This is a genomic window from Porphyrobacter sp. MBR-155 (assembly GCF_040547625.1).
Lineage (GTDB): Bacteria > Pseudomonadota > Alphaproteobacteria > Sphingomonadales > Sphingomonadaceae > Erythrobacter.
This window is the reverse complement of sequence record NZ_JBEPQB010000009.1, coordinates 48936-72040: the sequence shown is the minus strand read 5'-3', so window position 1 is coordinate 72040 and position 23105 is coordinate 48936. Positions and strand designations below refer to the sequence as shown.

General features: G+C 62.1%; 30 protein-coding genes. 17 read left to right on the top strand and 13 right to left on the bottom strand.

Annotation, left to right across the window (positions count from 1 at the left end):
• The first annotated feature begins 30 nt into the window (after window positions 1-30).
• The 10 genes from ABIE62_RS11030 (at window position 31) to ABIE62_RS10985 (ending at window position 6596) form a co-directional block, all read left to right on the top strand.
• Window positions 31-876: a pyruvate, water dikinase regulatory protein gene (locus ABIE62_RS11030; RefSeq protein ID WP_354326007.1), complete on the top strand. Its 846-nt coding sequence runs from the start codon at window positions 31-33 to the stop codon at window positions 874-876.
• Complete coding sequence (locus ABIE62_RS11025) at window positions 873-1472, top strand: Maf family protein (RefSeq protein WP_354326006.1); 600 nt, start codon at window positions 873-875, stop codon at window positions 1470-1472. Before ABIE62_RS11030 ends, ABIE62_RS11025 begins: the two co-directional genes overlap by 4 nt.
• Window positions 1469-2326 (top strand): shikimate dehydrogenase family protein, encoded by an 858-nt coding sequence (locus ABIE62_RS11020; protein WP_354326005.1) that lies wholly within the window; start codon window positions 1469-1471, stop codon window positions 2324-2326. Before ABIE62_RS11025 ends, ABIE62_RS11020 begins: the two co-directional genes overlap by 4 nt.
• On the top strand, window positions 2323-2907 hold the full coding sequence (coaE, locus tag ABIE62_RS11015; protein WP_354326004.1) for a dephospho-CoA kinase: 585 nt from the start codon (window positions 2323-2325) through the stop codon (window positions 2905-2907). The genes ABIE62_RS11020 and coaE overlap by 4 nt, the downstream gene beginning before the upstream one ends.
• A gap of 49 nt (window positions 2908-2956) precedes the next feature.
• Window positions 2957-3673 carry a DNA polymerase III subunit epsilon gene (gene dnaQ / locus ABIE62_RS11010; RefSeq protein ID WP_354326003.1) on the top strand — a complete coding sequence of 239 codons (717 nt, stop codon included), beginning with the start codon at window positions 2957-2959 and terminating at the stop codon, window positions 3671-3673.
• A 63-nt stretch (window positions 3674-3736) separates the two neighbouring features.
• Window positions 3737-4303, top strand: coding sequence for a ribosome hibernation-promoting factor, HPF/YfiA family (gene hpf, locus ABIE62_RS11005; protein ID WP_354326002.1), 567 nt, complete (start codon window positions 3737-3739; stop codon window positions 4301-4303).
• Between the two features lie 129 nt (window positions 4304-4432).
• The gene (locus tag ABIE62_RS11000) at window positions 4433-4894 is read left to right on the top strand and encodes a PTS sugar transporter subunit IIA (protein ID WP_354326000.1); all 462 of its coding nucleotides are present in this window, start codon (window positions 4433-4435) and stop codon (window positions 4892-4894) included.
• Window positions 4895-4910: 16 nt separating this feature from the next.
• Complete coding sequence (locus tag ABIE62_RS10995) at window positions 4911-5417, top strand: PaaI family thioesterase (protein WP_354325998.1); 507 nt, start codon at window positions 4911-4913, stop codon at window positions 5415-5417.
• Window positions 5414-5749, top strand: a complete 336-nt coding sequence (locus ABIE62_RS10990) for a DUF1491 family protein (protein ID WP_354325997.1) — start codon at window positions 5414-5416, stop codon at window positions 5747-5749. Before ABIE62_RS10995 ends, ABIE62_RS10990 begins: the two co-directional genes overlap by 4 nt.
• A 196-nt stretch (window positions 5750-5945) precedes the next feature.
• Entirely contained in the window at window positions 5946-6596 is a 651-nt protein-coding gene (locus tag ABIE62_RS10985) for a cell wall hydrolase (RefSeq protein ID WP_354325996.1), read from the top strand.
• Between the two features lie 18 nt (window positions 6597-6614).
• Here the strand turns inward: ABIE62_RS10985 and xth are convergent, their stop codons facing one another.
• From xth to ABIE62_RS10970, 3 genes are read right to left on the bottom strand one after another with little or no spacing between them, the layout of a single operon-like run.
• Window positions 6615-7412: an exodeoxyribonuclease III gene (gene xth / locus ABIE62_RS10980; protein ID WP_354325994.1), complete on the bottom strand. Its 798-nt coding sequence runs from the start codon at window positions 7410-7412 to the stop codon at window positions 6615-6617.
• Between the two features lie 38 nt (window positions 7413-7450).
• Window positions 7451-7783, bottom strand: coding sequence for an iron-sulfur cluster insertion protein ErpA (gene erpA / locus ABIE62_RS10975; protein WP_354325992.1), 333 nt, complete (start codon window positions 7781-7783; stop codon window positions 7451-7453).
• 39 nt (window positions 7784-7822) lie between these two features.
• Complete coding sequence (locus ABIE62_RS10970) at window positions 7823-8254, bottom strand: CBS domain-containing protein (protein WP_354325990.1); 432 nt, start codon at window positions 8252-8254, stop codon at window positions 7823-7825.
• Between the two features lie 146 nt (window positions 8255-8400).
• On the opposite strand from ABIE62_RS10970, the gene ABIE62_RS10965 reads away from it, so the two are divergent.
• The gene (locus ABIE62_RS10965; protein ID WP_354325988.1) at window positions 8401-8712 is read left to right on the top strand and encodes a hypothetical protein; all 312 of its coding nucleotides are present in this window, start codon (window positions 8401-8403) and stop codon (window positions 8710-8712) included.
• Here the strand turns inward: ABIE62_RS10965 and ABIE62_RS10960 are convergent.
• The 5 genes from ABIE62_RS10960 to ABIE62_RS10940 are packed head-to-tail and all read right to left on the bottom strand — an operon-like array spanning window position 8709 to window position 13925.
• A complete protein-coding gene (locus tag ABIE62_RS10960) occupies window positions 8709-9122 on the bottom strand; it encodes a (2Fe-2S) ferredoxin domain-containing protein (RefSeq protein WP_354325986.1) in 414 nt (137 codons plus the stop codon). The two genes, ABIE62_RS10965 and ABIE62_RS10960, sit on opposite strands and share 4 nt — an antisense overlap.
• Complete coding sequence (locus tag ABIE62_RS10955; protein WP_354325985.1) at window positions 9119-11260, bottom strand: S9 family peptidase; 2142 nt, start codon at window positions 11258-11260, stop codon at window positions 9119-9121. Before ABIE62_RS10955 ends, ABIE62_RS10960 begins: the two co-directional genes overlap by 4 nt.
• A gap of 40 nt (window positions 11261-11300) precedes the next feature.
• Window positions 11301-11792, bottom strand: a complete 492-nt coding sequence (locus tag ABIE62_RS10950) for a DUF2497 domain-containing protein (RefSeq protein ID WP_502930314.1) — start codon at window positions 11790-11792, stop codon at window positions 11301-11303.
• A gap of 46 nt (window positions 11793-11838) precedes the next feature.
• Window positions 11839-13308: a TolC family outer membrane protein gene (locus tag ABIE62_RS10945; protein ID WP_354325983.1), complete on the bottom strand. Its 1470-nt coding sequence runs from the start codon at window positions 13306-13308 to the stop codon at window positions 11839-11841.
• Window positions 13309-13313: 5 nt separating this feature from the next.
• Window positions 13314-13925, bottom strand: coding sequence for a protein-L-isoaspartate O-methyltransferase family protein (locus ABIE62_RS10940; protein ID WP_354325981.1), 612 nt, complete (start codon window positions 13923-13925; stop codon window positions 13314-13316).
• A 198-nt stretch (window positions 13926-14123) separates the two neighbouring features.
• Between ABIE62_RS10940 and fumC the strand changes: the two genes are divergently transcribed.
• The 3 genes from fumC (at window position 14124) to ABIE62_RS10925 (ending at window position 17673) form a co-directional block, all read left to right on the top strand.
• Window positions 14124-15539, top strand: a complete 1416-nt coding sequence (fumC, locus tag ABIE62_RS10935; protein WP_354325980.1) for a class II fumarate hydratase — start codon at window positions 14124-14126, stop codon at window positions 15537-15539.
• 105 nt (window positions 15540-15644) lie between these two features.
• Window positions 15645-16925, top strand: coding sequence for a sensor histidine kinase (locus ABIE62_RS10930; RefSeq protein WP_354325979.1), 1281 nt, complete (start codon window positions 15645-15647; stop codon window positions 16923-16925).
• Window positions 16918-17673, top strand: coding sequence for a LytR/AlgR family response regulator transcription factor (locus ABIE62_RS10925; RefSeq protein ID WP_354325977.1), 756 nt, complete (start codon window positions 16918-16920; stop codon window positions 17671-17673). Before ABIE62_RS10930 ends, ABIE62_RS10925 begins: the two co-directional genes overlap by 8 nt.
• 93 nt (window positions 17674-17766) lie before the next feature.
• On the opposite strand, the gene ABIE62_RS10920 is transcribed toward ABIE62_RS10925, so the two are convergent.
• On the bottom strand, window positions 17767-18081 hold the full coding sequence (locus tag ABIE62_RS10920; protein ID WP_354325976.1) for a UrcA family protein: 315 nt from the start codon (window positions 18079-18081) through the stop codon (window positions 17767-17769).
• A gap of 226 nt (window positions 18082-18307) precedes the next feature.
• On the opposite strand from ABIE62_RS10920, the gene ABIE62_RS10915 reads away from it, so the two are divergent.
• From ABIE62_RS10915 to ABIE62_RS10905, 3 genes are all read left to right on the top strand, one after another.
• Entirely contained in the window at window positions 18308-18580 is a 273-nt protein-coding gene (locus tag ABIE62_RS10915) for a hypothetical protein (protein ID WP_354325975.1), read from the top strand.
• A gap of 10 nt (window positions 18581-18590) precedes the next feature.
• Window positions 18591-19367 (top strand): metallophosphoesterase family protein, encoded by a 777-nt coding sequence (locus tag ABIE62_RS10910; RefSeq protein WP_354325973.1) that lies wholly within the window; start codon window positions 18591-18593, stop codon window positions 19365-19367.
• Window positions 19368-19505: 138 nt separating this feature from the next.
• Window positions 19506-19703: a hypothetical protein gene (locus ABIE62_RS10905; protein WP_354325972.1), complete on the top strand. Its 198-nt coding sequence runs from the start codon at window positions 19506-19508 to the stop codon at window positions 19701-19703.
• 404 nt (window positions 19704-20107) lie between these two features.
• Here the strand turns inward: ABIE62_RS10905 and ABIE62_RS10900 are convergent, their stop codons facing one another.
• The 4 genes from ABIE62_RS10900 to ABIE62_RS10885 all read right to left on the bottom strand — a co-directional run bounded on the left by ABIE62_RS10900 (window position 20108) and on the right by ABIE62_RS10885 (window position 23069).
• Window positions 20108-20608 (bottom strand): PDDEXK-like family protein, encoded by a 501-nt coding sequence (locus tag ABIE62_RS10900; RefSeq protein WP_354325970.1) that lies wholly within the window; start codon window positions 20606-20608, stop codon window positions 20108-20110.
• A gap of 160 nt (window positions 20609-20768) precedes the next feature.
• The gene (gene rpsI, locus ABIE62_RS10895; RefSeq protein WP_354325968.1) at window positions 20769-21296 is read right to left on the bottom strand and encodes a 30S ribosomal protein S9; all 528 of its coding nucleotides are present in this window, start codon (window positions 21294-21296) and stop codon (window positions 20769-20771) included.
• On the bottom strand, window positions 21296-21775 hold the full coding sequence (rplM, locus tag ABIE62_RS10890) for a 50S ribosomal protein L13 (RefSeq protein ID WP_354325966.1): 480 nt from the start codon (window positions 21773-21775) through the stop codon (window positions 21296-21298). Before rplM ends, rpsI begins: the two co-directional genes overlap by 1 nt.
• Before the next feature lie 211 nt (window positions 21776-21986).
• Window positions 21987-23069 carry a COX15/CtaA family protein gene (locus tag ABIE62_RS10885; RefSeq protein WP_354325965.1) on the bottom strand — a complete coding sequence of 361 codons (1083 nt, stop codon included), beginning with the start codon at window positions 23067-23069 and terminating at the stop codon, window positions 21987-21989.
• Window positions 23070-23105 lie beyond the last annotated feature (36 nt).

Sequence of the window (23105 nt, the reverse complement as noted above, 5' to 3'; positions counted from 1 at the left end):
GCCCCTGACTGCCTGCGAGCGCGAATCGTCATGAACCGACTCAATCTGCATCTGGTATCGGATTCAACCGGTGAAACGCTGGAAATGATTGCCAAGGCGGCGCTGGCGCAGTTCGATGATCCGATGGTCAATCGCCATTTCTGGCCAATGGTGCGCTCGCTCCAGCATCTTGACCGGATCGTCCCCGATCTTGCCGCGCATCCCGGTCTGGTGCTGTTTACGCTGGTCAATCCTGAAACCCGCAAGCGGCTGGAGGAGCATTGCCGCCATCTGGGCCTGCCCGCGGTGCCGGTGCTCGATCAGGTGACCGCCGCGCTCGAAGCGCAGTTGGGACAGGAAGCCCATGGCCGTCCGGGCCGCCAGCACATGATGGATGAAACCTATTTCAAGCGGGTTGAGGCGATCCAGTTCACCATCGCGCATGATGATGGCCTGGCGCATGAGGATTGGGAGCAAGCCGATATCCTGCTGGTGGGCGTCTCGCGTTCCTCCAAGACCCCGACCAGCATCTATCTCGCCAATCGCGGGTACAAGGTCGCCAATATCCCGCTGGTGGTGGAAAGCCCGCCGCCTTCAGAACTCTACCGGCTGCGGCACCCCTTGGTGGTGGGGTTGACGACCTCGCCCGAACGGCTGGTGCAGATCCGTCGCAACCGGCTGTTATCGCTGAACGAGGCGACCGAGACGGCTTATGTTGATAATGACCGGGTGAAAGCCGAGCTGCAATTTGCCCGGCGGATGTTTGGCGATAATGGCTGGCCGGTGATCGACGTTACCCGCCGCTCGATCGAGGAAACCGCGGCCGCGATCATCCGGTTGGCGCAGGAACGCGGGCGCAAGCCTGCCAGCGAAGGCGGGGTGGGCCAACCGATATGAGCGATCCGGCACGCCTGATCCTCGCTAGCAAATCCGCCTCGCGCCGGGCGATGCTCGATGCGGCGGGGGTGGCGTATGAGGCAGTCCCTGCCGATCTCGATGAGCGCGGCGTTGAGGCGGGGCTGGCGGGCGCCACCCCCGGCGAAGTGGCAGAGGCGCTGAGTGTTGCCAAGGCGGCGGCTGTCGCTGCGCAGCATCCCGGCACGTTGGTGCTGGGGAGCGATTCGCTGGTGGTGGCAGGGGGCCGCCGGTTTGATAAGCCGCGTTCGGTTGAAGAAGCCGCTGAACATCTGCGGTTCTTTTCGGGGCGGGTGATGGAATTGCACAGCGCGGCTGCCTTGGTGCGCGATGGGGGGTGCGAATGGAGCCATGCGAGCATCGCACGGCTGCATGTGCGCGCATTGTCAGAGGATTTCATCGCGTATTATCTCAGCCTCGAATGGCCCGCGATTCGCCACACCGTCGGAGCCTTTCGGATTGAAGGGCCGGGAGTGCAATTGTTCGACAGCATCGAGGGCGATCAGTTCACCGTGCTCGGCATGCCGCTGCTGCCGCTGCTGGGCGCGCTGCGCGAGGCGGGGGTGCTGCTGGCATGACCCGCGCATATGCAGAGGTGATCGGCGATCCGATTGCGCAGTCGAAATCGCCCGCGATCCACAATTTCTGGCTCGGCAAGCTGGGGATCGATGCTGAATACCGCGCCTGCCACGTGCGGCCTGGGGAGCTGGCGGATTACTTCGCCGCGCGTCAGGGGGATCCGTTGTGGCGCGGGTGCAATGTCACCATGCCGCACAAACAGGCGGTGATGCCGCTGCTTTACAGTGTGGAGCCGCCTGCCGATGCGATTGGCGCGGTCAACACCATTCTACCGCTGGGCAAGAGCGGTCTAACGGGCACCAACACCGATGCAGCAGGGTTTCTCGAACCCCTCGCCGCCGATCTGGCGCAGACGCATTATTTCCGCATGGCGCGGATCATCGGCACCGGCGGCGCGGCGCGGGCGATCATCACCGCGCTGGCGGGCCACGGGTTCACGCTGGTGGTGGCCGGGCGCGATCCGGATAAGGCGCGCGCGCTGCTCGATGAACTCGCGCCCAAGGGGGAGCATCACGCCATCGACATCGCCCACTTTACCGACCCGACCGATTTCGCCTTTGACGATCGTGAGGCCTGCCTTGATCTGGTGATCAATGCCTCATCCTTGGGAATGCAGGGGCAACCCCCGCTCGCCTTCGACTGGAGCCATGCCCCGCCGGGCAGCATTGCCTATGACATCGTCACCGCGCCGCTCGATACCGCGTTACTGCAAGGCGCGCGGGCGAAGGGCCATCGCACCATTGACGGGCTGTCGATGCTGATTGGTCAGGCGGCGGCCGCGTTCGAACGCTTCTTCGGCGAAGCGCCCCCGCGTGAACACGACGCCGAATTGCGCCGGATCCTTACCCAATGAACCGCCCGAAAATCATCGGCCTCACCGGATCAATCGGGATGGGCAAATCGACCGTCGCCGCGATGTTTGCAGACGCAGGAATCCCCGTGTTTGACGCCGATGCCGAAGTGCGCGCGATGCAGGGGCGCGGCGGCGAACTGGTCCCCGCCATCGAAGCCGCCTTCCCCGGATCGACCGGGCCGGACGGGGTCGATCGTGACCGGCTTGGCCATCAGGTGTTTGCTGACAAGGATGCGCTCGCGCGATTGGAAGCCATCGTCCACCCGGCGGTGGCGGAGCGGCGCGCAGCGTTTCTCGAACAGCATCACGATAAGCCCGCCGTGGTGTTTGACATCCCGCTCTTGTTCGAACGCGGCGGGCATGAGGCGGTGGACATCATCGTCGTCGTGTCCGCGCCGGAGGATGTGCAGCGCGCCCGCGTGCTTGCCCGCCCCGGCATGACCAAGCAGAAATTCGATCACATTTTCAACCTGCAACTGCATGATACGCACAAGCGCACGCGCGCCGATCACGTAATCGATACCGGCACCACGCCCGAAAACACCCGCGCGCAGGTGACGGCTCTGATTGCGTCACTTTGATTGCAAGCACCCCTTGCAACCGGCGCGGCATGGGAGGATAGTGCCGCCAATGCGGGAAATCATTTTCGACACCGAAACCACCGGACTCGACCCCAAGACCGGGGATCGCATGGTGGAAATCGGCTGCATCGAAATGGTTGGCCGGGTCGAAACCGGCAGCACCTTTCACGCCTTCTTTAACCCTGATCGCGATATGCCGCCGGAGGCAGAGCGGGTTCACGGCCTCAGCGCCGCATTCCTCGCAACCAAGCCGCGCTTTGCCGAAGTAGCGGACGAATTGCTTGCCTTTCTGGGTGATGCGCCGCTGGTGGCGCATAATGCCGGGTTCGATTTCGGGTTCCTCAACAACGAGCTTGAAATCACTGGTCGCGCCCCGATCAGCCTTGAACGCATGATCGACACCGTGGCGATCGCGCGCAAGCGGCACCCGGGTGCTAAATTGTCACTCGATGCGCTGTGCACGCGTTACGGGATTGATCGCAGCCACCGGGTCAAACACGGCGCGCTGCTCGATGCCGAATTGCTCGCGCAGGTCTATGTTGAATTGAATGGCGGGCGGCAGATCGGGCTGGGCCTGACGGGCAGCGAAAACCGCGCGGGGCCTGCCGCCACCAATACCCCCAATGCGCCCCCCAATGCATCATGGCATCGCCCGACCAGCGACCGCCCTCGGCGCGAACCTCGCCCCCATGTTGCCAGCCCGGAGGAGCTGGAACGCCACCGCGCCTTCATTGCCGGAATCGACAAGGCGATCTGGACGCGCTGATCGGCGCGTGCGGGCCGCGATAGTTTACAGTAACCGCATCACAAACGGGAGGTCTACACGACCATGGATATTCGGATTTCAGGCCACCAGATGGAAACCGGCACCGCGTTGCAGGAACACGCGGCTGAACGGTTGGGCGCAATCGTCGAGAAATATTTCGACCGCGCGCTATCCTCCCACATCACCTTTGGCAAAGCCCCCGCCGGAGCCTTTACCTGCGATATCGTCACCCATGTGATGCAGGGCCTGATCCTGAAAGCACAAGGATCAGCGCCCGATGCGCATATCGCGCTGGATGATGCCGTGGCCAAGATCGACAAGCAGCTGCGCCGCTACAAGCGCCGCCTGACCGATCGCCACGAACAGACCAGCTATTCGCGCGCCGAAGATGACGCCGCCTATACCATCTTCGCGGTTGAGGAGGATGTCGAGGATGAGGTTACTGCCGATGCCCCGCTGGTGATTGCTGAAACCCGGGTCGACATCCCCACCGCCAGCGTTGCCGACGCGGTGATGATGATGGATTTGCGCCATACCCCCGCGCTGTTTTTCAAAAATGCTGGCACCGGGCGGCATAATATGGTTTACCGCCGCGCCGATGGCTCGATCGGATGGGTTGAGCCGAAATAGCAGTGCGATACGCGCTTGCCGTAAGGGAAAAGGCGATTTTCCAACTGCGCAGGCGGCGGTAGCAGGAGCGCCTGCGCTGCGGCGGATATTCGCTACTTGCAGGCACTTTCAATCGGGATTCGCAACAACATGGACGTCAATCTGGCTCTTTCACCGCAAGCGATTGCGTTTGCTCGGCTTGATAGCAAGCCCAAGGTGCTTTCGAAGATCGCGCATCTGCTCGCCGACGCCTACGGGCTCGATGTGGGCGAAGTGCTCGAAGGCCTCGAAGCGCGTGAGGCACTTGGCAGCACCGGCTTCGGGCGCGGTGTGGCGATCCCGCATTGCCGCAGCAAGACTATCCGCCGCCCGTCACTGGCGCTGATCCGGCTGGAGGCGCCGATCGATTACGCTGCTGCCGATGCGCTTCCGGTTGCCCTGGTGTGCGGCCTTGTCTCGCCCGAGAATGCCGGGGCTACGCATCTGCACGCGCTGGCGGCGATTTCGCGGCTGACACGCGATGAAACGATGCTGCAGATGATGGCCGATGCGCCCACGACCGAAGCGGTCTATGCGCTGCTGACCAACCAATTCCTGCGCGATGCCGCCTGATCCGATAGAACACGTGATGCCCGAACGTCCCGACCAACCTCTCACGACTGGGCCGGACACGGGGGCTCAGCAGCATTACCGGGCGCTTGAACGGCTTTATGCCTCGGCCCCGATCAACCGCAAGTTTGCTTCATCACTGCACATTCCGGGTGAGGGATTGTCGCAGTTGCGCTTTACCGTGACGCCTGAAGATTACCACGCGGCGGGGGCGGCGCACGGGACGATCTATTTCAAGATGCTCGATGATGCGGCCTTCTATGCCGCAAACACGCTGGCGACCGACCGATTTTTGCTGACCACCAGCTTCAACCTCCACTTTACCAAGCCGGTGCGCGTCGGGACGGTGATCGCCGAAGGGCGCTGGGTTACGGGCAAGCGGCGGGTATTCGTGGCCGAAGCGCGGCTGGTGGACGGGGAGGGCGATGAAATCGGGCGCGGCACGGGCACCTTCATGCGTTCGCGCATGGCCTTGTCGAGCCTGCCCGGCTACGCGGCGGATGGGGCTGCCGGGGCCATGGAATGAGCGCCCGGCTGCCCGCCCATCTTGAGGCCAGTGCGATTATCCGGCTTGCCGAATCGCAAGGCGGCTATGCCACGGTGCTCGCCAAGGGTGAACGTGATGCCGGCACGATCCTGATTGTAACCCTGTGTCGCGGTGCTGGGGCAGTGCTTTACGAAAGAATGCCGGGGCTGGACGATTCACGTTCTTTTGTTGCGACGAAACGAGAAAACGCTGAAAACAAGCGAGAATTTTCCGACTATCTTGATCGCAGGCGACAACAAGATGACGATTTGTGGTTAATCGAGGTTAATATCGCTGATCCTGAACGCTTCATCGCGAATTTGCCCGATTAACTTGACCCCTGACCCTTTGAGCCTATTTGCCGCCGCACTTCCCAGCGCAGGCTGATGGGGCGGCATTTCGGCTGTCCGGTCAGCACGCAGACGGGGGGCGGCCGGCAGGCTTTTTCGAACCCACCACAATCAGCGATGATTGAAGCAAGGTTCCCGCCTGCGTCGGAGCGCGCTCACCGCCCAATTTGTAGTTTGCATGACTCGCAAGAGTGTTTCAATTATCGCGATTGCCGCTGTGGCGGTTGCAACCTCGATGTTTCCGAGCGGCAATGACGCCCTCGCGCTGGCCCAGTCGGCCAATAACCAGTTCACACCAACCCCAGTGGTTGACGCTGTCGAGCTGGTGCCAGACCAACCCATCACCTTTGTTTCGCAGGAAGTGGTCCAGCCACTTTCCGCCGCGCCTGCCCAGGCCGTGCTGACCGAAGCCGGTTCGCTCGCTGATCTGGTTGGCATGGTTGATGCCGACACCGCTTTGACCGAAGAGATGCGCTGCCTCGCCGGCGCGGTCTATTTCGAAGCGCGCGGTGAACCCCTGGCCGGGCAATTGGCGGTGGCGCAGGTGATCATCAACCGTTCCGAAGACAACCGCTTCCCGCGCAGCTATTGCGGCGTGGTGGCGCAGCCGGGGCAGTTTTCCTTCATGCGCGGTAGCCGGATGCCTGCGATCCGCACCGGAACCACGGCATGGTCACGCGCGGTGGCGATTGCTGAAATCGCCGACAAGGGCCTGTGGGAATCCGAAGCGGGCGACGCGGTGTTCTTCCACGCCAAATATGTCCGCCCCAGCTGGAGCCACCGCAAGACGCGGTTGGCGCAGATCGACACGCATATTTTCTATCGGTGAGATAGTAGGTTGCGGGGCTTAATCCCCCCGCAACTTTACCCAAACAGGCGCATGATCGCTGGCTTTTTCGCGGCCGCGGTGATCCTTGTCGACGCCGACGGCCTCCAGCCGGTCGGCGCATTCGGGTGACAGCAGGATGTGATCGATGCGGAAGCCGTGGTCGCGTTGCCACGCGCCCGCCTGATAATCCCAATAGGTCCACACCCCGCCGCGCGGGTTCAGTGTGCGCACCGCATCGCACCAGCCATCGCCAAGCATCCGCGCATAGGCAGCACGCGATTCAGGCTGCATCAACGCATCGTCCTGCATCGCCTTGACCGACCAAGTGTCATTGTCTTCCGGAATGACGTTGAAATCGCCCGTCACCACGGCGGGCACTTCCTCGGCCCAGATCGCGGCCATGCGCGCGCGCAGGGCTTCCATCCATGCCAGCTTGTAATCGAATTTCGGCCCCGGATGCGGGTTGCCGTTGGGCAGATAGAGACAGGCGATGCGCACTCCGCTGACATCGGCTTCAAGATAGCGCGCCTGTTCGCCCTCGCCGTCTTTGGGGCCATCAACTCCCAGACCGCGTTGCACTTCGGTGATTGTGTATCCGGCCTGCGCATCCACCAGAATCGCGACCCCGTTGAAGGCTTTCTGCCCGTGCCAGATCGCTGTGTAACCCAGCGCCTCGATCTCGGCGGCGGGGACGCCTTCGTCCTGCGATTTGATTTCCTGCAGGCAGGCAACGCTGGGGCGCGTTTCGGCGAGCCATTCGGTAAGACGCGGCAGCCGCGCCTTGATCCCGTTGATGTTGTAGGTGGCGATTTTCATGCGGGCCGTGATGCCCCAAAGCTGCGCGCGGGTCTAACTCAAATCCCGAAACTCGAACCGCACCCGCACCCGGCAGCGGCCTGCGGGTTTTCAACCTTGAATGCTGCGCCGCCGAGCGATTCGACGAAATCGACCACGCTGCCAGCGATCAAATCAAGGCTCATGGGGTCAACCACCAGCTGCACCCCGTCGGTTTCGCTCACGCTGTCGTCGCTGTCGGGCGCATCGGCGAGGTCGAATTTGTATTGAAAGCCCGAACACCCCCCGCCTTCGACCGATAGCCGCAGGATCGCCGGGCGTGATTGCTTGTCAGCGATCCACGCGATCCGCTTGGCGGCGGCGGGGGTGAGGGTTAGCGGCTGTGCGGTCATGACAGTGATCTAAGGTGCGCAGGCTGGTTCCTCAAGCCTTCACGCCGATTGAATATAGGTGCGCAGCGCCTCGGCTTCGTGTTGCACTTCGTCGATCTTGTGCTTCACAAGGTCGCCGATCGAGATGAAGCCAACCAGTGCGCCAGCTTCGACCACCGGGAAATGCCTAAACCGGCGACGGGTCATCATCGCCAGCGCATCGTCTATAGTCGTCGCAGGTTCGACCGTGATAGCGGGCGAGGTCATGATTTTTTCAACCGGCAGCCCAAGGCACGCGTCGCCGTGTTCGGCGAGGCGATAGATCACGTCGCGTTCGGACACGATGCCCGCCACCTTGCCATCGCGCAGCACCGGCAGTGCGCCGATCCGCCGGGTGGCAAGGATTTCGACTGCTTCGGCCACCAAGGTGGACACGTCGCAGGCAATAATGTCGGAAGATGCGCGTTGGGCAATGATTCTGGCGATAGTCATGGACCGATTCCCTCCCTCTCACCTGTGAAAGTGCCATGTTTGCCGCGAAAAGGCGAATCTGCGCAGGCGGGGCGTTGCACGACATGAACCGCCGGTTGCGTGCTTTCGCGTTGCATTGCGGCAAAGTGCGCGCCATGTCGCAGGCCATGACCCGCAAATCTCCGCTTGATGACCCTGTGAACGCCGCCCATGCTTGGGCACGTTATCGCCAGATCATGAAGTGGCTGATGGCCGCCACCACGTTAACCGTGGGGATCGCGATAGCCATTCTGTTTGCGTATAACGGAATGATTTCCGTGCATTTTTACATTGCTGTGGCGATGGGGATCAGCCTGACGATGCTGCTGGGCGGCGCATTGATGGGGCTGGTGTTCCTGTCCAACGGCACCGGGCATGACGAATCGGTCGATAATAAGCTGCCTTCGTCCGACGAATTCTGGTCGCCCAAGGATGATTAGGAAGGCGGCAGCAGCCTAAACTCTTCCACCGGCACGCCGCCGACAAGATGTTCCTCGATGATCCGGTCGAGCGCTGCCGGGCTGCATGAATGATACCACACCCCGTCAGGCCACACGACCGCAACCGGGCCCGCGGCGCAGATTTGCAGGCAATCGACCTTGCTGCGCTGCACCCCACCGCCCGGCCCGCGCGGGCTGTCATCGCCCCGTTTCGGGCCGACGAGGCCGCGCTCCTTCAGCCGAGCTTTCAGGAACTGCCAGCTTTCCTCGCCTGCTTCGCGCGAACAGCAGTTCTGCTTGTCCGATAGCGCGCACAGCATGATGTGGCGGGTGATGGCGGTGCCCTTGGCCGGGTCGCCGTAATGCTTGGCCAGCGATGTCTGGGCGGACAGCAGTTCCTTGCGGTTCATTCGTCCGCCTCAGGCTCCGTCTGCAACCAGCGATTCAACCACGCGAATACGGTATTGTGCCATTGCAGCGAGTTTTTGGGGCTGAGCACCCAGTGGTTTTCATCCGGGAACACCAGCAATTGCGACGGAATCCCGCGCTCCTGCAAGGCGGTGAAGCTTTGCAGCCCTTGAGTGTAAGGCACACGGAAATCCTGCTCACCCGTCACCACCAGCATCGGGGTTTGCCACTTGTCGACGTGGTTTGCCGGGTTCCACTTTTCGTAAACATCGCGCGCCTGTTCATAGGAGCCGCCGAAATCCCAGCGCGGGAACCACAATTCCTCGGTGGAATAGTAGAAACTGCGCATATCGAACAGGCCATCATGCTGGACGAGGCACTTGAACCGCTCGGGCCATTGACCGGCGATCCAGTTGACCATGTATCCGCCGTAACTCGCCCCCATGGCGCAGGCGCGGGTGCCGTCGATCTGCGGGTCGAGCGCCAATGCGGCGCCAAGGCCTTTTTGCAGGTCTTCCAGCGGTTTGCCGCCCCAATCGCGGTTGATCGCATCGGTAAAGGCCTGCCCGTATCCGGTGCTGCCGTGAAAATCGACCGAGATCACCGCATAGCCTTGGCTGGCGACCACGCGCGGGTTCCAGCGGGTTGACCAGCCATCGTTGAAGCTGCCCTGCGGCCCGCCGTGGATATAAAGAATCACCGGGATCGGCCCGTCCTGATCGGCCAGCCGCGTGATCTGCCCCCACACCGTATCGCCGCCAGCGCCCGCAAAGCTGAACCGGCGGGTGACGATACTGGCCATCCCGCCCATCCGGGTGGTGGCCACATCGGTCAGCGGGCGGGCCTGCGCCATTCCGTCCGACAGGTAGAGTTCCGCCGGATTGCCCAGCGAATCACGGGTGAACAATATCCGCCCGCCGGGCAGCGGGGTGAGGTTGGCGATATGCGCCTCGTTCCCCGCCATCAGATTAAGCTCGGTCACCGAGCCTGTGTTTGGATCAATGCGGAAGGCCGGGGTATCAAGCACCTTTTGCGCGGTGGCGATCAGCGTCTTGCCATCCGCGCTCCACGTCAGTGAGCCAAAGCTGAGGTCGGTCTTCGCGGTCAGATTGCGCAGCTTTCCGGTCTTGAGATCGAGCAACTGCACCGCCAGCTTGTCCGCCTCATAGGTCGGGCGTTCCATTGCCAGCCATGCGAGGTAGCGACCATCGGGCGATGGGGCGGGGGTGGTGTCGGTTGCGGCATTGCCTGCGGTGAGCAGGATCGGGGCGGCACCCGACAGGTCGGATATGTAGATATCGAGATTGGTCGACGTCGGTTCGGCCCCATCAGCCACCCGCGCGGTGAAATAGAGCGCGCTGCCATCGGGCGCAAAGGCGATTTCTTCGCCGCCGCCGAACGGCATGGTCGGGGTGTCGGCAGTGAGGCCGGTGGCGGGATCGCGCCCGTCAACCGGCGCGCCGTCACCCACCGCTTTGCCGCCTTCGATCGGGAAGACGAACACGCGGTTGTGGACGCCGGGAGTCTCCCACTGATCCCAGTGGCGCACAAATCCATCTGCGCCATCATACAGGCGTCCGGTTCCGGGGCCGGGCAGGTGTTTTGGCTTGGCATCCGGGCAGCCGAACTGCGGACAATCGCGCGGGATTGCGGCCCACATCGCGATGGCCTTGCCGTTGGGGGCGAGTTTGAACCCGGCGATGTCAGCGCCGGGGAAATCCGCCACCACTTGCGCCGCGCTGCTGCGGCCATCCTTGCCAATGGCGATGCGCCACACGCGGCTGCGCGCTTCGGCCCCATCTTGCGGGGCTGCGCTGCTGAGGAAATAGAGCTGCCCGTCCGGCCCAAACGCGGGGGACGAGGCTTTCAGCCCGAAATCGAGCGCGACCGGTGCAGCCCCCGGTGTGCCGAGATCCAGAAGAAAAAACGCAGTGCTGCGCGCCAGGCTTTCCGGATCGGTGGTGGTCACGCCATAAACCGCCAGCGTGCCCGCCGCGTTCACCGTGGGCGCGCCCAGACGCGGCATGGTGACAAGGTCATGCGCGCTCATCGGAGCGGCAGGCTGCCCGTCTTGTGCAGCAAGCGGCGAGGCGATCAGCGCGGCGGCGATCAACGCGCCGGCTACAGTAAAATGTCTCATGAGCGCGGGATTAGCCCGCCACGCCGCGCGGCGCCAGAACTTACGGACGTTTGCCGACGATCCGGGCGATTTCCGCCTGCACCAGCTTTTCTACCATCGCGGGCAGGTTCGCCTCCAGCCATTCGGCCAGCATCGGGCGCAGCAATTCGCGGGTCAACCCTTCCAAGGAGGTTTCGCCCGACCGGACGATCTGCGGCCGCGCGCCCGGTTCGGCCAGCATCGCCAGCGCGGCAAGGTTTTCCTGCATCGCGTCACGCACTGTTGACGCGATCAGAGGTGCATCTTCGGTTTCGCCAGTGGTTTTCGCCGCTGCTTCGGGCAGGCACTCCATCTCCGCCAGATCGAGCACTTCGTCCTCGTCGCGCACGATGTGTGGGCGCTCCGATTCGGTGCTTTCAGCCGCAGCCTGATCAGATTCATGTTCAAGCCGGCGGCGTGCTTCGATCGCTCCGGTGCGATTGTCGCGTGCGATCACTTTCTTGATCGATTCGAGGATTTCCTCGACCGAAGCTTCGCCATCTTGCGCCATCATATGCCCCATTTCCACGCGCCCGACCTGTCCCGAATCGGGAAAGCAATCACTCGCCGGGCAGCAATTGCGGCCCGATCATTGCGTCAGCGGCAGGAATGTCAACGGTGCTGGTCGATTTCGCTCTCGGTTCGGGGTCACGATCCCAATCCCAGTACTTGGTATTCACCCGCTTGGCGTTGATCGTGGGGTCATACATCACGCCGCTGGTATCAAGGTTGAGATCGCGCGCTTCGGCGCGGCCCATCAGCGCCAGCAGATTGAACCCGGCGACATAGGCATTGCGCCGCGCGGTCACCAATTGCGCGCGCGCGTTGAGCAATTCCTGTTCGGCATTGAGCACATCAAGGATAGTGCGATTGCCAATCGAATTTTCCGCGCGCACGCCTTCGAGGCTGAGTTCAGCGGCGTCGACCGCGGCCTGAGAGCTGCGGATCACGGCGTTGGCCGCCTGCCAGTTGGAAAAGGTGGAACGGGCTTCGGCAATGACCTGCCGTTCTGATGCGATCACGTCTTCCAGCGCGGCGGATTCGCGTGCTCCGGCCTGGCGTTGGCGCGCGGCGGGCAGCCCGCCCTGAAACACCGGGATGGTCAGCCGCACCCCGGCATTGGCGGTTGTTTCATTTTGCAGAAAATTGGCAGCGACTGGCCCGCCCAAGGTTCCGAAAAAATTGGTGTAATCGACGTTTGCGAACATGCTGATGGTGGGCAGGCGGCCAGCGCCAGCCACCTTGGTATCGAACCCGGCGGCTTCGGCGCGCTGTTTGGCGGCGATCAGGTTGGGGTTGTTTTCGAGCGCGGTGACGATTGCCTCACCCACCGCGTCGGGCAGGCCGGGCAGTGGCGGCGGGGCCTCCAGCTCGCCCGGCGCGCGGCCAACCAGCCGCGCATAGGTTTCGCGCGCGGAAATCAGGTTGGCTTCGGCTTGTTGAAAATCGCCTTCGGCCACCGCCAACCGCGAACGCGACTGTGCGACATCGGTGATGGTGACGTCACCAATCTGGAACCGATCACTTGTGGCTTCAAGATTGGTGCGCAGCACCGCAACATTATTGGCGGAGAGCGCGGCCAGCGCCTCGGTCCGCAGTACATCCATATAGGCCGCGACCACCTGGCTGAAGACGGTCGCCTCGGTATTGCGCAGATCGGCCTGCCCGGCGTCGATCCGCTGTTTGGCGGCGTTGATGCCGTTGCGGATTGCGCCGCCAGAATAGACCGGAACCAAAAGCTGGGCATTGACACCAAGGTTCCGTTCGGGCGCGGTAAAGGAGTTGGCTGATCGGCGGACAAACTCAATATGGGTGGCCGTGAGGTCGGCAGATGGCAGCCCCTGCGCACGCTGGATTGGCACACCTTCATCGGTAGCGCGTAGATTGGCGCGGGCGCTTTCGAGTGTCGGGTTGTTATCATAGGCCGCCGCCAGCGCATCGCGCAAAGTATCGGCCTGCGCGGGCGCGGCCAGACCGGTTAGTGCCAGCAGGCTTGCCGACCCGGTCAGCCGCAGCAGAACGGCAGTCATTTCGGTCACGCGAAGGTCCAACCCTTGGGCGCAGCAAAGGCGCGCAGCACCGGAATGCCGAGATCCTCGATCGGTTGAAGGTTGACCCGCCCCCCGACCTTGCGGCCCGACGCCAGCCGCGTAACCTGCCGCAGCACAAGGCCGGTGACGATGCGGCCATTTTCGGCCAGCAGCGCCGCCAGCGTATCGGGCAATTGTTCAATTGCGCCATCGATCACGATCAGCGAATAGGTGCCCCCAACCCCGGTGGCAGCCGCGTTGGTCGCGGCGTCGGCGGCGCTGATGGCGGTCAATTCCGCTACCAACGGGCGCAGCAGCGTGGGCAGGTAGTCGGTGCCGCCGTCCACCACCAGCACCCGGTCATCGCGCGCAGGCGCGGCTTCGACCAGCAGTTTGCCATAAAACAGCGGCGCAGCAAGGTGCCCGCCTTCGCCAAGCGCCACGGCCCGGTCAATATAGGCTACCGATGCCTTGTCGGCTGGCAGGAAGTCTTCACGCGGGACAGCCAGCATCCGCGCCAGCACATATTCCTCGTTGACGCCGCTGGTGCGCAGCTGGCTGTCAATCATCGCCCGACGCGCGGTCGCGCTTGGCGCATGGTGTAAGGTGGTGGTCATGTCGCTCATCTTTACTCCGGCAAGCTGTATTATACGCACAACACAGTCCGTCAAGCCTTGCTGCGGCCGATTATATTCTGACGCGCCTTTAGACTTGCCGCGCCAGTGTTCCAAGGCCTTTGACCTCGCAAGCGGACAGTGCTTAGGGGAGCGCGCAGACCTTCGGGACTGTATTCGACTTAAGCAGGGATGGCTTCGATGAGTGACATGACGAGCAGAGACGACAATGTGCGGATCGAAACCGATTCGCTGGGCGAAGTAGCGGTCCCGGCGCATGTTCACTGGGGCGCGCAGACCCAGCGCAGTATCGTCAACTTCCCCATCGGCGGCGAACGGATGCCGCCGGCCTTGGTCCGCGCGCTCGGCCTGCAAAAACTCTCGGCGGCCAAGGCCAATATGGCGCTTGGCGTGCTCGATACCCGGCTTGGCGAAGCGATTGTCGCCGCAGCGCGCGAAGTGATTGATGGGACGCTGGCTGATCAGTTCCCGCTGGTGGTGTGGCAGACCGGATCGGGCACCCAGTCGAACATGAACGCCAACGAAGTGATCGCCAGCCGCGCCAATCAGATACTTACCGGCAAAATGGGGGGCAAGGATCCGGTGCACCCCAATGATCACTGCAACATGGGCCAGTCGTCGAACGACACCTTTCCCACCGCGATGCATATCGCTGCGGCGAGCGAGGCGATCGAACACCTGATCCCGGCGCTAAAGAAGCTGCACGGTGCGCTTGACGCCAAGGCCAAGGCCTTCGCCGATATCGTCAAGATCGGCCGCACGCACTTGCAGGATGCCACTCCGATGACGCTGGGGCAGGAATTTTCCGGTTATGCCAAGCAGATCGAATACGGCATCGCCCGCGTCGAAGCGACATTGCCGCGCGTGCTCGAACTGGCGCAGGGCGGAACGGCGGTGGGCACCGGGATCAACGCCAAGGTTGGCTTTGCCGAAGAGTTTGCCGCTCAGGTCGCGGCTGAAACCGGCCATCCGTTCGTCACCGCCCCCAACAAGTTTGAAGCCTTGGCCGCGCATGATGCGATGGTGGAGATTTCGGGCGCGCTCAATGTGCTTGCGGTCAGCCTGATGAAAATTGCCAATGACATCCGCCTGCTCGGCTCCGGCCCGCGTTCGGGCCTTGGCGAACTCAGCCTGCCCGCCAATGAACCGGGGTCGTCAATCATGCCGGGCAAGGTCAACCCGACCCAGTGCGAAGCGATGACGATGGTGGCTGCGCAGGTGATCGGCAACCATATGACGGTGACGGTGGCGGGCACGCACGGGCACCTGGAACTCAACGTGTTCAAGCCGGTGATGATCTACAACGTGCTGCAATCGATCAAGCTGCTGGGCGATGCGAGCCACGCCTTCACCGATAATTGCGTTGTCGGGATCGAAGCGAACGAGGATCGGATCAACCAGTTGCTCAATGAAAGCCTGATGCTGGTGACCGCGCTCAACCCGCATATCGGTTATGACAACGCAGCCAAAATCGCCAAGAAAGCCCACGCCGAAGGCACCACACTGAAGGCGGCGGCGCTGGCGCTGGGGCTGCTGACCGAAGAACAATTCGCGCAATGGGTGGTGCCGGCGGAGATGATTCGCCCTCGGGCGTGACCGGCGCGCATCCATTCGACCAAGGCCTGACCCCGCCCGACGACAAGCGCCGCGCATAGTGGCGCTTGCCGTTCGGGGGCGTTATCGCTCTTTGGCATAATGTTGATGTCCCGACACAGCGAAGCGAGCCTCGCCCCGCCATCGGCCACCGTGCCATTCCGCACGGTGCTGTTTTCGATGGTGGTGCTGTGGGTGACCTATTTCGTCCTCACCACTTTCCGCGCGATGGTGATGGATTTTGGCCTCCAGTTCGAACTCGGCTGGCGGCGGATGCTGGTTACGGCGATCGGAGTGGCGTTCACCCTCGTGCTGTGGCTGTTGCTGCGCCTGTTCGACAGCAAACCGCTGTGGATCAAGATTTCCGCCGCGATCGCGCTGGCGCTGCCGGTCGCAATCGGGATCGGGCAGGTCAATTACTTCGTGTTCAAGGACATGGAGGCCGCGCAGGAACAGGCCTATGCGCAGAAATACAACATCAACCTGCGGCGCGATGAAAGCGGAAATTTGCTGGTCGACGTGCCGGTTCGCCGGGTTGGCCCGGCTGGGCCTGACTCAGAGGGCGCGCAGCAGGACGACAAGGATGTGGTCGATTCCGAAGCAGTGATCATCGCGCGAGCGGAAACCTATGCCGATTTCTGGCGCAAGCTGCTCGACATTGCATTGGGGCGGTACTTCCTGCTGCTGGCCTGGGCGGCGACTTATTTCGCGCTGCTTGCAGGGGTGCAAGCGCGTGCTTCGCAGTGGCGCGAAGAACAGTTCCGCACCGCCGCCAAGGCGGCTGAACTGCGATCGCTGCGCTATCAGGTCAATCCACATTTCCTGTTCAACACGTTGAATTCACTGTCGGCATTGGTGATGACCGGCAAGGCGGAACGGGCCGAGCGGATGATCCAGACGATCAGCCGTTTCTATCGCCACAGCCTTGCCACGGAACCCACCGCCGATGTTGCGTTGAAGGACGAATTCGACCTGCAGAAGCTCTATCTCGATATCGAGGCAGTGCGCTTCCCGACGCGTCTGGTGACGGTGTTCGATCTGCCCGCCGATCTTGAAGAAGCGCGCGTGCCGGGAATGATCCTTCAACCGCTGGTCGAAAATTCGGTCAAATATGCAGTGTCGCCGGTTTCGCGACGGGTAACGATCACGCTGGCCGCGCGCGCGGAGCTTGATCAGCTGGTGATCACCGTCAGCGACGATGGCCCCGGCGTGCCGCAAGGCGGCAGCCATGGGCTCGGCATTGGCCTTGTCAATGTCCGTGATCGGCTGGAGGCGCGGTTTGGCCCTGATATCGGCTTTACATCGGGCCCGGTGCCAGGTGGCTACCGCACCGAAATCCGCATTCCCCTTTCGCAACCGCTGAACCGCCCGATGGACCACCATGCCTGATACTGACAGCGACGATTCCCCTCTGCGCACGCTGATAGTCGATGATGAACCGCTCGCGGTGGAGCGGGTGCAGGTGATATGCGCCGAAATTCCCGCAGTGCGCGTGGTTGGCACCGCCAGCGATGGCGCGGCAGCGTTGCGACTGGCGGAGAAACTCAGCCCTGATCTGGTGCTGCTCGACATGACCATGCCCGAACTCGATGGGCTGGGGGTTGCCAAATGCCTTGCCGAACAGGATCAGGCCCCGGTAGTGATCTTCGTTACAGCGCATGATCACTTTGCGGTGGAAGCCTTCGATCTGGAGGCGGTGGATTACGTGCTCAAGCCGGTTTCCGCCGACCGGCTTGAACGTGCGATCGAACGCGCGGTGGCGCGGCGCGGGCAACGCCGTCAGCGCGCCAGCCAGTTTCTTGATGAATTGTGGGTGCCGCATCGGTCAGAGCTGCTGCGGATCGCGGTCAGCGAAGTGCATCAGATCGATGCCGAACGCGATTATGTGCGGCTGCACGTCGGCGGGCCGGAGGCGCAGCGATCCTATCTGCTGCTGCAAACCATCGCGGGGCTGGAAGAACGGCTCGATCCTGAACAATTCATCCGCATCCACCGCTCCACCATCCTGAGGCGCGACAATATCCGCGGGTTGCGGCACGATGGGCTGGGCGTGTGGTCGGCGGAACTGGTCAATGGCGATGCGCTGAGGATCGGGCGGACGTATTTAGGCCGGGTCAAGGCGATGGCGGGGCGCTGATTTCAATCGTAAAACGGCGGCCCGAACCCGGTTTAGGGTTCGGGCCGTATTACCTGCGCCGTGCAGCTTGCGGCGCGGGATCGCAAGCGCGGTTCAGCCGCCGCGTTGCTGATCTCTGGCGAGCTTTGCGGCGTGCTGGCGCACTTCGGCGCGCGCTTTGACGATGCAGGCGCGTGCGTCGTTGTTGATGATACGCGTTCCGGTTTGCGGGCTATTAACCTGGCAAACCGTGCGCGCCGCTGCCTCAATCCGGCGGTCGAGGACGCGCTGGCCTTCGGGCGTGTTCAGATTGATGTCGGCCAATTCGATTTTCACCGTCATCCTTTCAGGCTCGCCAGCATAGGCGGGGCTGAGCGCGGTGCCGATCAGGCCGAATGCGGCGATAGCTTGGGTAAGGGGTTTCATCATGGTCATCCTCCAATTGCAGTGGGTCTGGGGTGGGGCGGGGCCCCGATACGGGGTTTGCCAGACACCCTGCTGACACCTTTGATACGCCGCTTCATGTGCGCGCACATTCATGCTTCGATAAACCCGCTCCACCGATCCGACCGGCGCAGCGCCAAATGACCAATCGCGCGAAAAGCCGGACAAATGGCGGTTTCCAATCGACCAGCGCATCGCCATATTGGCGGGCATGGGAGCCGCGACCATTGTCATCTTTGTGCTGGGGATCGCCAATTTCGCGCTTAATCGCGCGGTGTTTGACAGCGGGCACCCGCTGTTCGCGCGCTTGCCGCGGTCGAGCCAGATGCTGGGCCGCCGCACCGCTTTGATAACCGAATTTGTGGTGCTGTTTTTCGCGCTGCTACTGTCGGTCGAAGGCTGGCCGGGGTTCGCCTGGGCCTATGGCGGGTACACCGTGTTCAACGCCGTTGCGGCATGGCTAATCCTTAGCGGGCGGGTATAGGTTCTGCGCGATGACCACACGCTTGTTCCATATCAGCGACGTGCATTTCGGGGTTGAGGATGCCGCCGCGCTCGATGCCGTAGCGCGCGCGGTGGCGGCAGAGCGCCCCGATGCGGTGATCTGCACCGGCGACCTGACCCAGCGCGCCAAGCATTCCGAATATGCTCGGGCGGAACAATGGTTCGCTGCGCTGGGCGTGCCGGTGGTGCTTGAGCCGGGCAACCACGATATGCCCTATTACAACCCGTGGGAACGCTTCACCGACCCGTTTCGGCGCTATAATCGCCTGAAGAAGGCGGTAAGCTGTGCATTCGCTTCGTCTGATGTGGTGTTGGTGCCGCTGCGCACGACCGTGCGGGCGCAGCGCCGCTTTCCGTGGTCGGACGGGGTGATCAAACCGGCTGCGTTACAAGCAACGCTGGCCGCGCTGGCGGCATTGAAAGGCGATCCACGCACGATCATCGTAATTGCGCATCACCCGCTGCTGGGGCCGGAAGGCGCGACCCGAAATCCGACGATCGGCGGGGATAATGCCTTTGCGCAGATCGCCGCAGCGGGCGCGCACGCGATCATTTCGGGCCACGTGCACGTGCCGTTTGATCAGCAGCGCGCGCGTGGCGGGCATAGCGCCCGCATGATCGGGACCGGTACGCTCTCCACCCGGCTGCGGTATGGTGCGCCTGCATCGTGGCGTGAGATTACTTGCGAAGCTGGCGGAGTGATTGAAACCCAGCTGCGTCTGGCAGCGGTCGAGGCCGCCGCGGAAAACCCCTCAGACGCGCGTTAACCTTTCCCATAGTATTGCCGTTAAGAAATTGTTGGTGAAATGCGCCAGCAGGTTTCCGCCGCGCCGCAACGCGTCCTGCCTGCCAGTTCATGCCGATATGACAAGCCGTTTGCCGTTCAATTGCGAAAGGTAAGTGCGATGGAGATGATCAAAGCGCTGACGCTGGGTGCGATCCTATCTGCAACGATCGCGCTGGTGATCGGGTCTCAGGGGGTGAGCGCTGGCCCGCTGGCGATTCATCTGGTGCCGGTGGCCGAGGCCAAGCTGTATTGGTCGTGGCCAATCTTTCTTTCGGGCAGCGGTCTCGCCTGGGGGATCATGTTGCTGCAACGCTGACGCGCGGCAGCGCTGCAAAACAAAAGGGCGGCTCCCTTGCGGGGCCGCCCTTTGTGTTTCGCGTCTGGAAGCGGTTTAACGCTTCGAGAACTGCCAGCCGGAGCGAAATTAGCGCTTTGCTAATCGAACTCTCTAAATTATTATATAATATCAGTGTATTATGAGACACTGAATTTATTTTGCTACCAATCTGCTATTTCTGGCCTAATGCGCTGAAAAGTCAATTCTTCCTATTTCTCAGTTTGCTAAGCGTCATTTCAATAGCAGAATCCAGTTCTCCGTTTTGTGCTGCTACTCGTAGCGTCTCCAAAACAGGCTTCACCTCAGCGATCTCTTTCACGAAGACCGCGTTAGAGAACCAGATCCCCATCGAGATGTTCGACCTTATTCTCATAATAAGCCATCTAACAGAACCTTTTCTCGATCAAAGCCCAGTCGTCTTCAAACCGTGCAAGCTGCTCAAGCGTGACTGAGTTGTGGGTTGTTTGCGCGTTTCGTGGACGTTTGCCATCGTGCTTCGCGAGAAACGATGTGTATCCCTGCTCCATCAATAACTGAAGATTGCGCTGTGAAAGCAGGAAGAAGCGATCATCTCCGAGCTTCTCTCCGATCATCACGAAAACGAAGACAAGGTCAGGGTCAAGCTCGTCATTCAATCCCGTAACCGACTGAATGTCATTGCTGATATCGATGTTGAGATAACGCGTCGCATCGAAGCTGACAGAGCCATTGCGCCATGCCTTCACTTGAAGCGCGCACGTTTGCCCGTCCTTGTATGCGAGAAGATCAATGTCAGGCACATTGCCAGCGAACGCCGTTGCGACGATTCCCCTGCGTCCTAGCTCTGCCACGACGAGAGCTTCACCGATCTGCCCTGCGAGCTGTGTCTTGAAGCTTCGTGCCATCGTCAGCTCCCAAAAGATGCCCTGACTGCTACGAACTTGCTATTTCCGAGAACCCGAAACGTCAACGTTTCCAGAAAACTGCTACCATTCTGCTACGCAAAAAAGGGGCTGCGATTTCTCGCAGCCCCTTGATTTTGTTCGGAAAAACCGACTGTTTGTCTTAACGCTTTGAGAACTGGAAGCTGCGGCGGGCCTTGGCCTTGCCGTATTTCTTGCGTTCCACCACGCGGCTGTCGCGGGTGAGAAAGCCTGCTGCCTTGACGGTGGAGCGCAGCTCCGGCTCGTACTTGGTCAGCGCCTGGGCAATGCCGTGCTTCACGGCACCGGCCTGACCCGACAACCCGCCGCCGCGCACCGTGGCAACCACGTCAAACTGACCGCTGCGGTCAGTGATCGTGAAGGGCTGGTTGATGACCAGACGCAGCGTCGGACGTGCGAAATAGGCTTCCTGATCCTTGCCATTGACGATGATCTTGCCGGTACCGGGCTTGACCCATACGCGGGCAACGGCATCCTTGCGGCGGCCGGTAGCGTAGGAACGGCCCTGCGCATCGATTTCACGGTCGCGCAGCGGCATGGCCACGCGGGCGATTTCAGCAGCATCGCCCTGAGGCGCGTCGCCAGCGATTTCCTTCAGATCGGCGAGATCGGAAACGGTGGTCGTTTCGGGGGTGGTTTCTTCAGTCATTATGCAACGACCTTGTTCTTGCGGTTCATGGAAGCAACGTCGAGCACTGTCGGCTTTTGACCGTCATGCGGATGCTCGGTGCCGACATAGAGGTGCAGTGCACGCATCTGGTCACGGCCAAGCGGGCCGCGCGGGATCATGCGTTCAACCGCTTTTTCCAGCACGCGTTCGGGGAACTTGCCGCCCAGCACCTTGGCCGGGGTGGTTTCCTTGATCCCGCCGGGGTGGCCGGTGTGCTTGTAATAGACCTTGTCGCCCATCTTTTTGCCGGTGAACTTCACCTTTTCGACGTTGATGACGATCACGTGATCGCCGCAGTCAACGTGCGGGGTGTAGATCGGCTTGGTCTTGCCGCGCAGGATGTTGGCGATGATCGCGGCGAGACGGCCGACGACGAGGCCATCGGCATCGATGATGTGCCAGTTCTTTTCGACCTCGGCCGGTTTGACGGACTGGGTCTGCTTGCTGAGCGCCTTCATGGCATGGTGTCCTTGGTTCGAAACTGTTTCTCAGGAGAATGTCCGGAGAATCGCCCTCCGATCTGGTGACCGGGCGGGCAAGAGGCGCGCAAATGTCGCCCGAACCCGCAAAAGTCAAGCAAAAGCCGGATAAATTGATGCGGTAAAATAATACCTCAGTGCAAAATGCGCCACTTTGAACCTTCCGCGCACCACCAAGCATTGGCGCGCATCAGGCTCCGCCGTCTTTGTTCTGCCGTGCGGTCCCATCGCTGTGCATCGCCCAAACCGTCGCCGCCACGGTCAGCGCGCCGACCAATTGATGTGCGGCGGCGATCCACAGCGACACCTCGCTCATTACCGTGGCAATGCCGAGCAGCACCATCGTGCCGAATGCGCTATGCACCGCGATGCTGGCGAAGCGATCTATCTTGCGCACCCGGCGGGCCAGCCACACCAGCGCCGCGACCGCGATCCACGCCCACCAGCGATGCAGGAATTGCAGCAGGAACGGATCATGGGTGATCGTCCAGACAATCCCGCGCGACCAGTCGACATCCGGCACCAGCCGCCCGTTCATCAGCGGCCAGTCATAGGCGGCATGGCCTGCGTTAAGCCCCGCCACCCACGCGCCGAGCAGCAATTGGATGAACAACACGCCAGCCACCAGCGCGGATGCGCGCGTCAGCGGGGCAGGGCGCGCACCGGGCACCCGCGCCAGCCGCCGCATATCGCGCGCCGTCCATACGAGGCCAGCGAGCAGCGCCAGCGCGGTCAGCAAGTGGAGCGACAGGCGGAAATGGCTGACATCGGTCATATCGCCGACGAGGCCGGACTGCACCATCAGCCAGCCAAACAGGCCTTGCAGCCCGCCGAGCGCCAGCAAGCCCAGCAACCGCGCCTTGTAGCCCTGCGGGATCGCGCCGCGCCACCAGAACCACGCCAGCGGCACCGCGTAAACCAGGCCGACCACCCGCGCGATCAGGCGGTGCACCCATTCCCAGAAATAGATGAACTGGAAATCAGCCAGGGTCATCCCGCCGATGGCCGCTTCGAGCCGGTATTCGGGGGTGGCCTGATACTTGGCGAATTCGGCCTGCCAGGCGGCTTCGGTCAAGGGTGGGAGGATGCCGGTAATGACATTCCATTCGGTGATCGACAGCCCGCTTTCGGTCAGCCGGGTAATCCCGCCGACCAGCACGATTCCGACCACCATAGCGGCGACAAGTTCCAGCCAGCGCGCCAGTGCCAGTGGGCGCCCGCGCGGGTTTGGTTGCGCTGCAAACAGGTTCGATACAGAGGCGAAGGTGGCCATGGCGCAGCGGTAAATGTGCCGGGACGGCGACTTGTG

Bases quoted from the DNA above. Each gene is read 5' to 3' on its own strand.
- xth (WP_354325994.1), bottom strand. From the start codon at position 7,412: ATGAAAATCGCCACCTACAACATCAACGGGATCAAGGCGCGGCTGCCG.
- ABIE62_RS10930 (WP_354325979.1), top strand. From the start codon at position 15,645: ATGTCCCGACACAGCGAAGCGAGCCTCGCCCCGCCATCGGCCACCGTG.
- ABIE62_RS10990 (WP_354325997.1), top strand. From the start codon at position 5,414: ATGAGCGCCCGGCTGCCCGCCCATCTTGAGGCCAGTGCGATTATCCGG.
- ABIE62_RS10885 (WP_354325965.1), bottom strand. From the start codon at position 23,069: ATGGCCACCTTCGCCTCTGTATCGAACCTGTTTGCAGCGCAACCAAAC.
- ABIE62_RS10940 (WP_354325981.1), bottom strand. From the start codon at position 13,925: ATGACCACCACCTTACACCATGCGCCAAGCGCGACCGCGCGTCGGGCG.
- dnaQ (WP_354326003.1), top strand. From the start codon at position 2,957: ATGCGGGAAATCATTTTCGACACCGAAACCACCGGACTCGACCCCAAG.
- rplM (WP_354325966.1), bottom strand. From the start codon at position 21,775: ATGAAGGCGCTCAGCAAGCAGACCCAGTCCGTCAAACCGGCCGAGGTC.
- ABIE62_RS10955 (WP_354325985.1), bottom strand. From the start codon at position 11,260: ATGAGACATTTTACTGTAGCCGGCGCGTTGATCGCCGCCGCGCTGATC.
- ABIE62_RS10915 (WP_354325975.1), top strand. From the start codon at position 18,308: ATGGGAGCCGCGACCATTGTCATCTTTGTGCTGGGGATCGCCAATTTC.
- fumC (WP_354325980.1), top strand. From the start codon at position 14,124: ATGAGTGACATGACGAGCAGAGACGACAATGTGCGGATCGAAACCGAT.
- hpf (WP_354326002.1), top strand. From the start codon at position 3,737: ATGGATATTCGGATTTCAGGCCACCAGATGGAAACCGGCACCGCGTTG.
- ABIE62_RS10995 (WP_354325998.1), top strand. From the start codon at position 4,911: ATGCCCGAACGTCCCGACCAACCTCTCACGACTGGGCCGGACACGGGG.
- ABIE62_RS10900 (WP_354325970.1), bottom strand. From the start codon at position 20,608: ATGGCACGAAGCTTCAAGACACAGCTCGCAGGGCAGATCGGTGAAGCT.
- ABIE62_RS10960 (WP_354325986.1), bottom strand. From the start codon at position 9,122: ATGAACCGCAAGGAACTGCTGTCCGCCCAGACATCGCTGGCCAAGCAT.
- ABIE62_RS10945 (WP_354325983.1), bottom strand. From the start codon at position 13,308: ATGACTGCCGTTCTGCTGCGGCTGACCGGGTCGGCAAGCCTGCTGGCA.
- ABIE62_RS11025 (WP_354326006.1), top strand. From the start codon at position 873: ATGAGCGATCCGGCACGCCTGATCCTCGCTAGCAAATCCGCCTCGCGC.
- ABIE62_RS10985 (WP_354325996.1), top strand. From the start codon at position 5,946: ATGACTCGCAAGAGTGTTTCAATTATCGCGATTGCCGCTGTGGCGGTT.
- ABIE62_RS11030 (WP_354326007.1), top strand. From the start codon at position 31: ATGAACCGACTCAATCTGCATCTGGTATCGGATTCAACCGGTGAAACG.
- ABIE62_RS10950 (WP_502930314.1), bottom strand. From the start codon at position 11,792: ATGATGGCGCAAGATGGCGAAGCTTCGGTCGAGGAAATCCTCGAATCG.
- erpA (WP_354325992.1), bottom strand. From the start codon at position 7,783: ATGACCGCACAGCCGCTAACCCTCACCCCCGCCGCCGCCAAGCGGATC.
- coaE (WP_354326004.1), top strand. From the start codon at position 2,323: ATGAACCGCCCGAAAATCATCGGCCTCACCGGATCAATCGGGATGGGC.
- ABIE62_RS10970 (WP_354325990.1), bottom strand. From the start codon at position 8,254: ATGACTATCGCCAGAATCATTGCCCAACGCGCATCTTCCGACATTATT.
- ABIE62_RS10965 (WP_354325988.1), top strand. From the start codon at position 8,401: ATGACCCGCAAATCTCCGCTTGATGACCCTGTGAACGCCGCCCATGCT.
- ABIE62_RS11020 (WP_354326005.1), top strand. From the start codon at position 1,469: ATGACCCGCGCATATGCAGAGGTGATCGGCGATCCGATTGCGCAGTCG.
- ABIE62_RS10905 (WP_354325972.1), top strand. From the start codon at position 19,506: ATGGAGATGATCAAAGCGCTGACGCTGGGTGCGATCCTATCTGCAACG.
- ABIE62_RS10920 (WP_354325976.1), bottom strand. From the start codon at position 18,081: ATGATGAAACCCCTTACCCAAGCTATCGCCGCATTCGGCCTGATCGGC.
- rpsI (WP_354325968.1), bottom strand. From the start codon at position 21,296: ATGACTGAAGAAACCACCCCCGAAACGACCACCGTTTCCGATCTCGCC.
- ABIE62_RS11000 (WP_354326000.1), top strand. From the start codon at position 4,433: ATGGACGTCAATCTGGCTCTTTCACCGCAAGCGATTGCGTTTGCTCGG.
- ABIE62_RS10910 (WP_354325973.1), top strand. From the start codon at position 18,591: ATGACCACACGCTTGTTCCATATCAGCGACGTGCATTTCGGGGTTGAG.
- ABIE62_RS10925 (WP_354325977.1), top strand. From the start codon at position 16,918: ATGCCTGATACTGACAGCGACGATTCCCCTCTGCGCACGCTGATAGTC.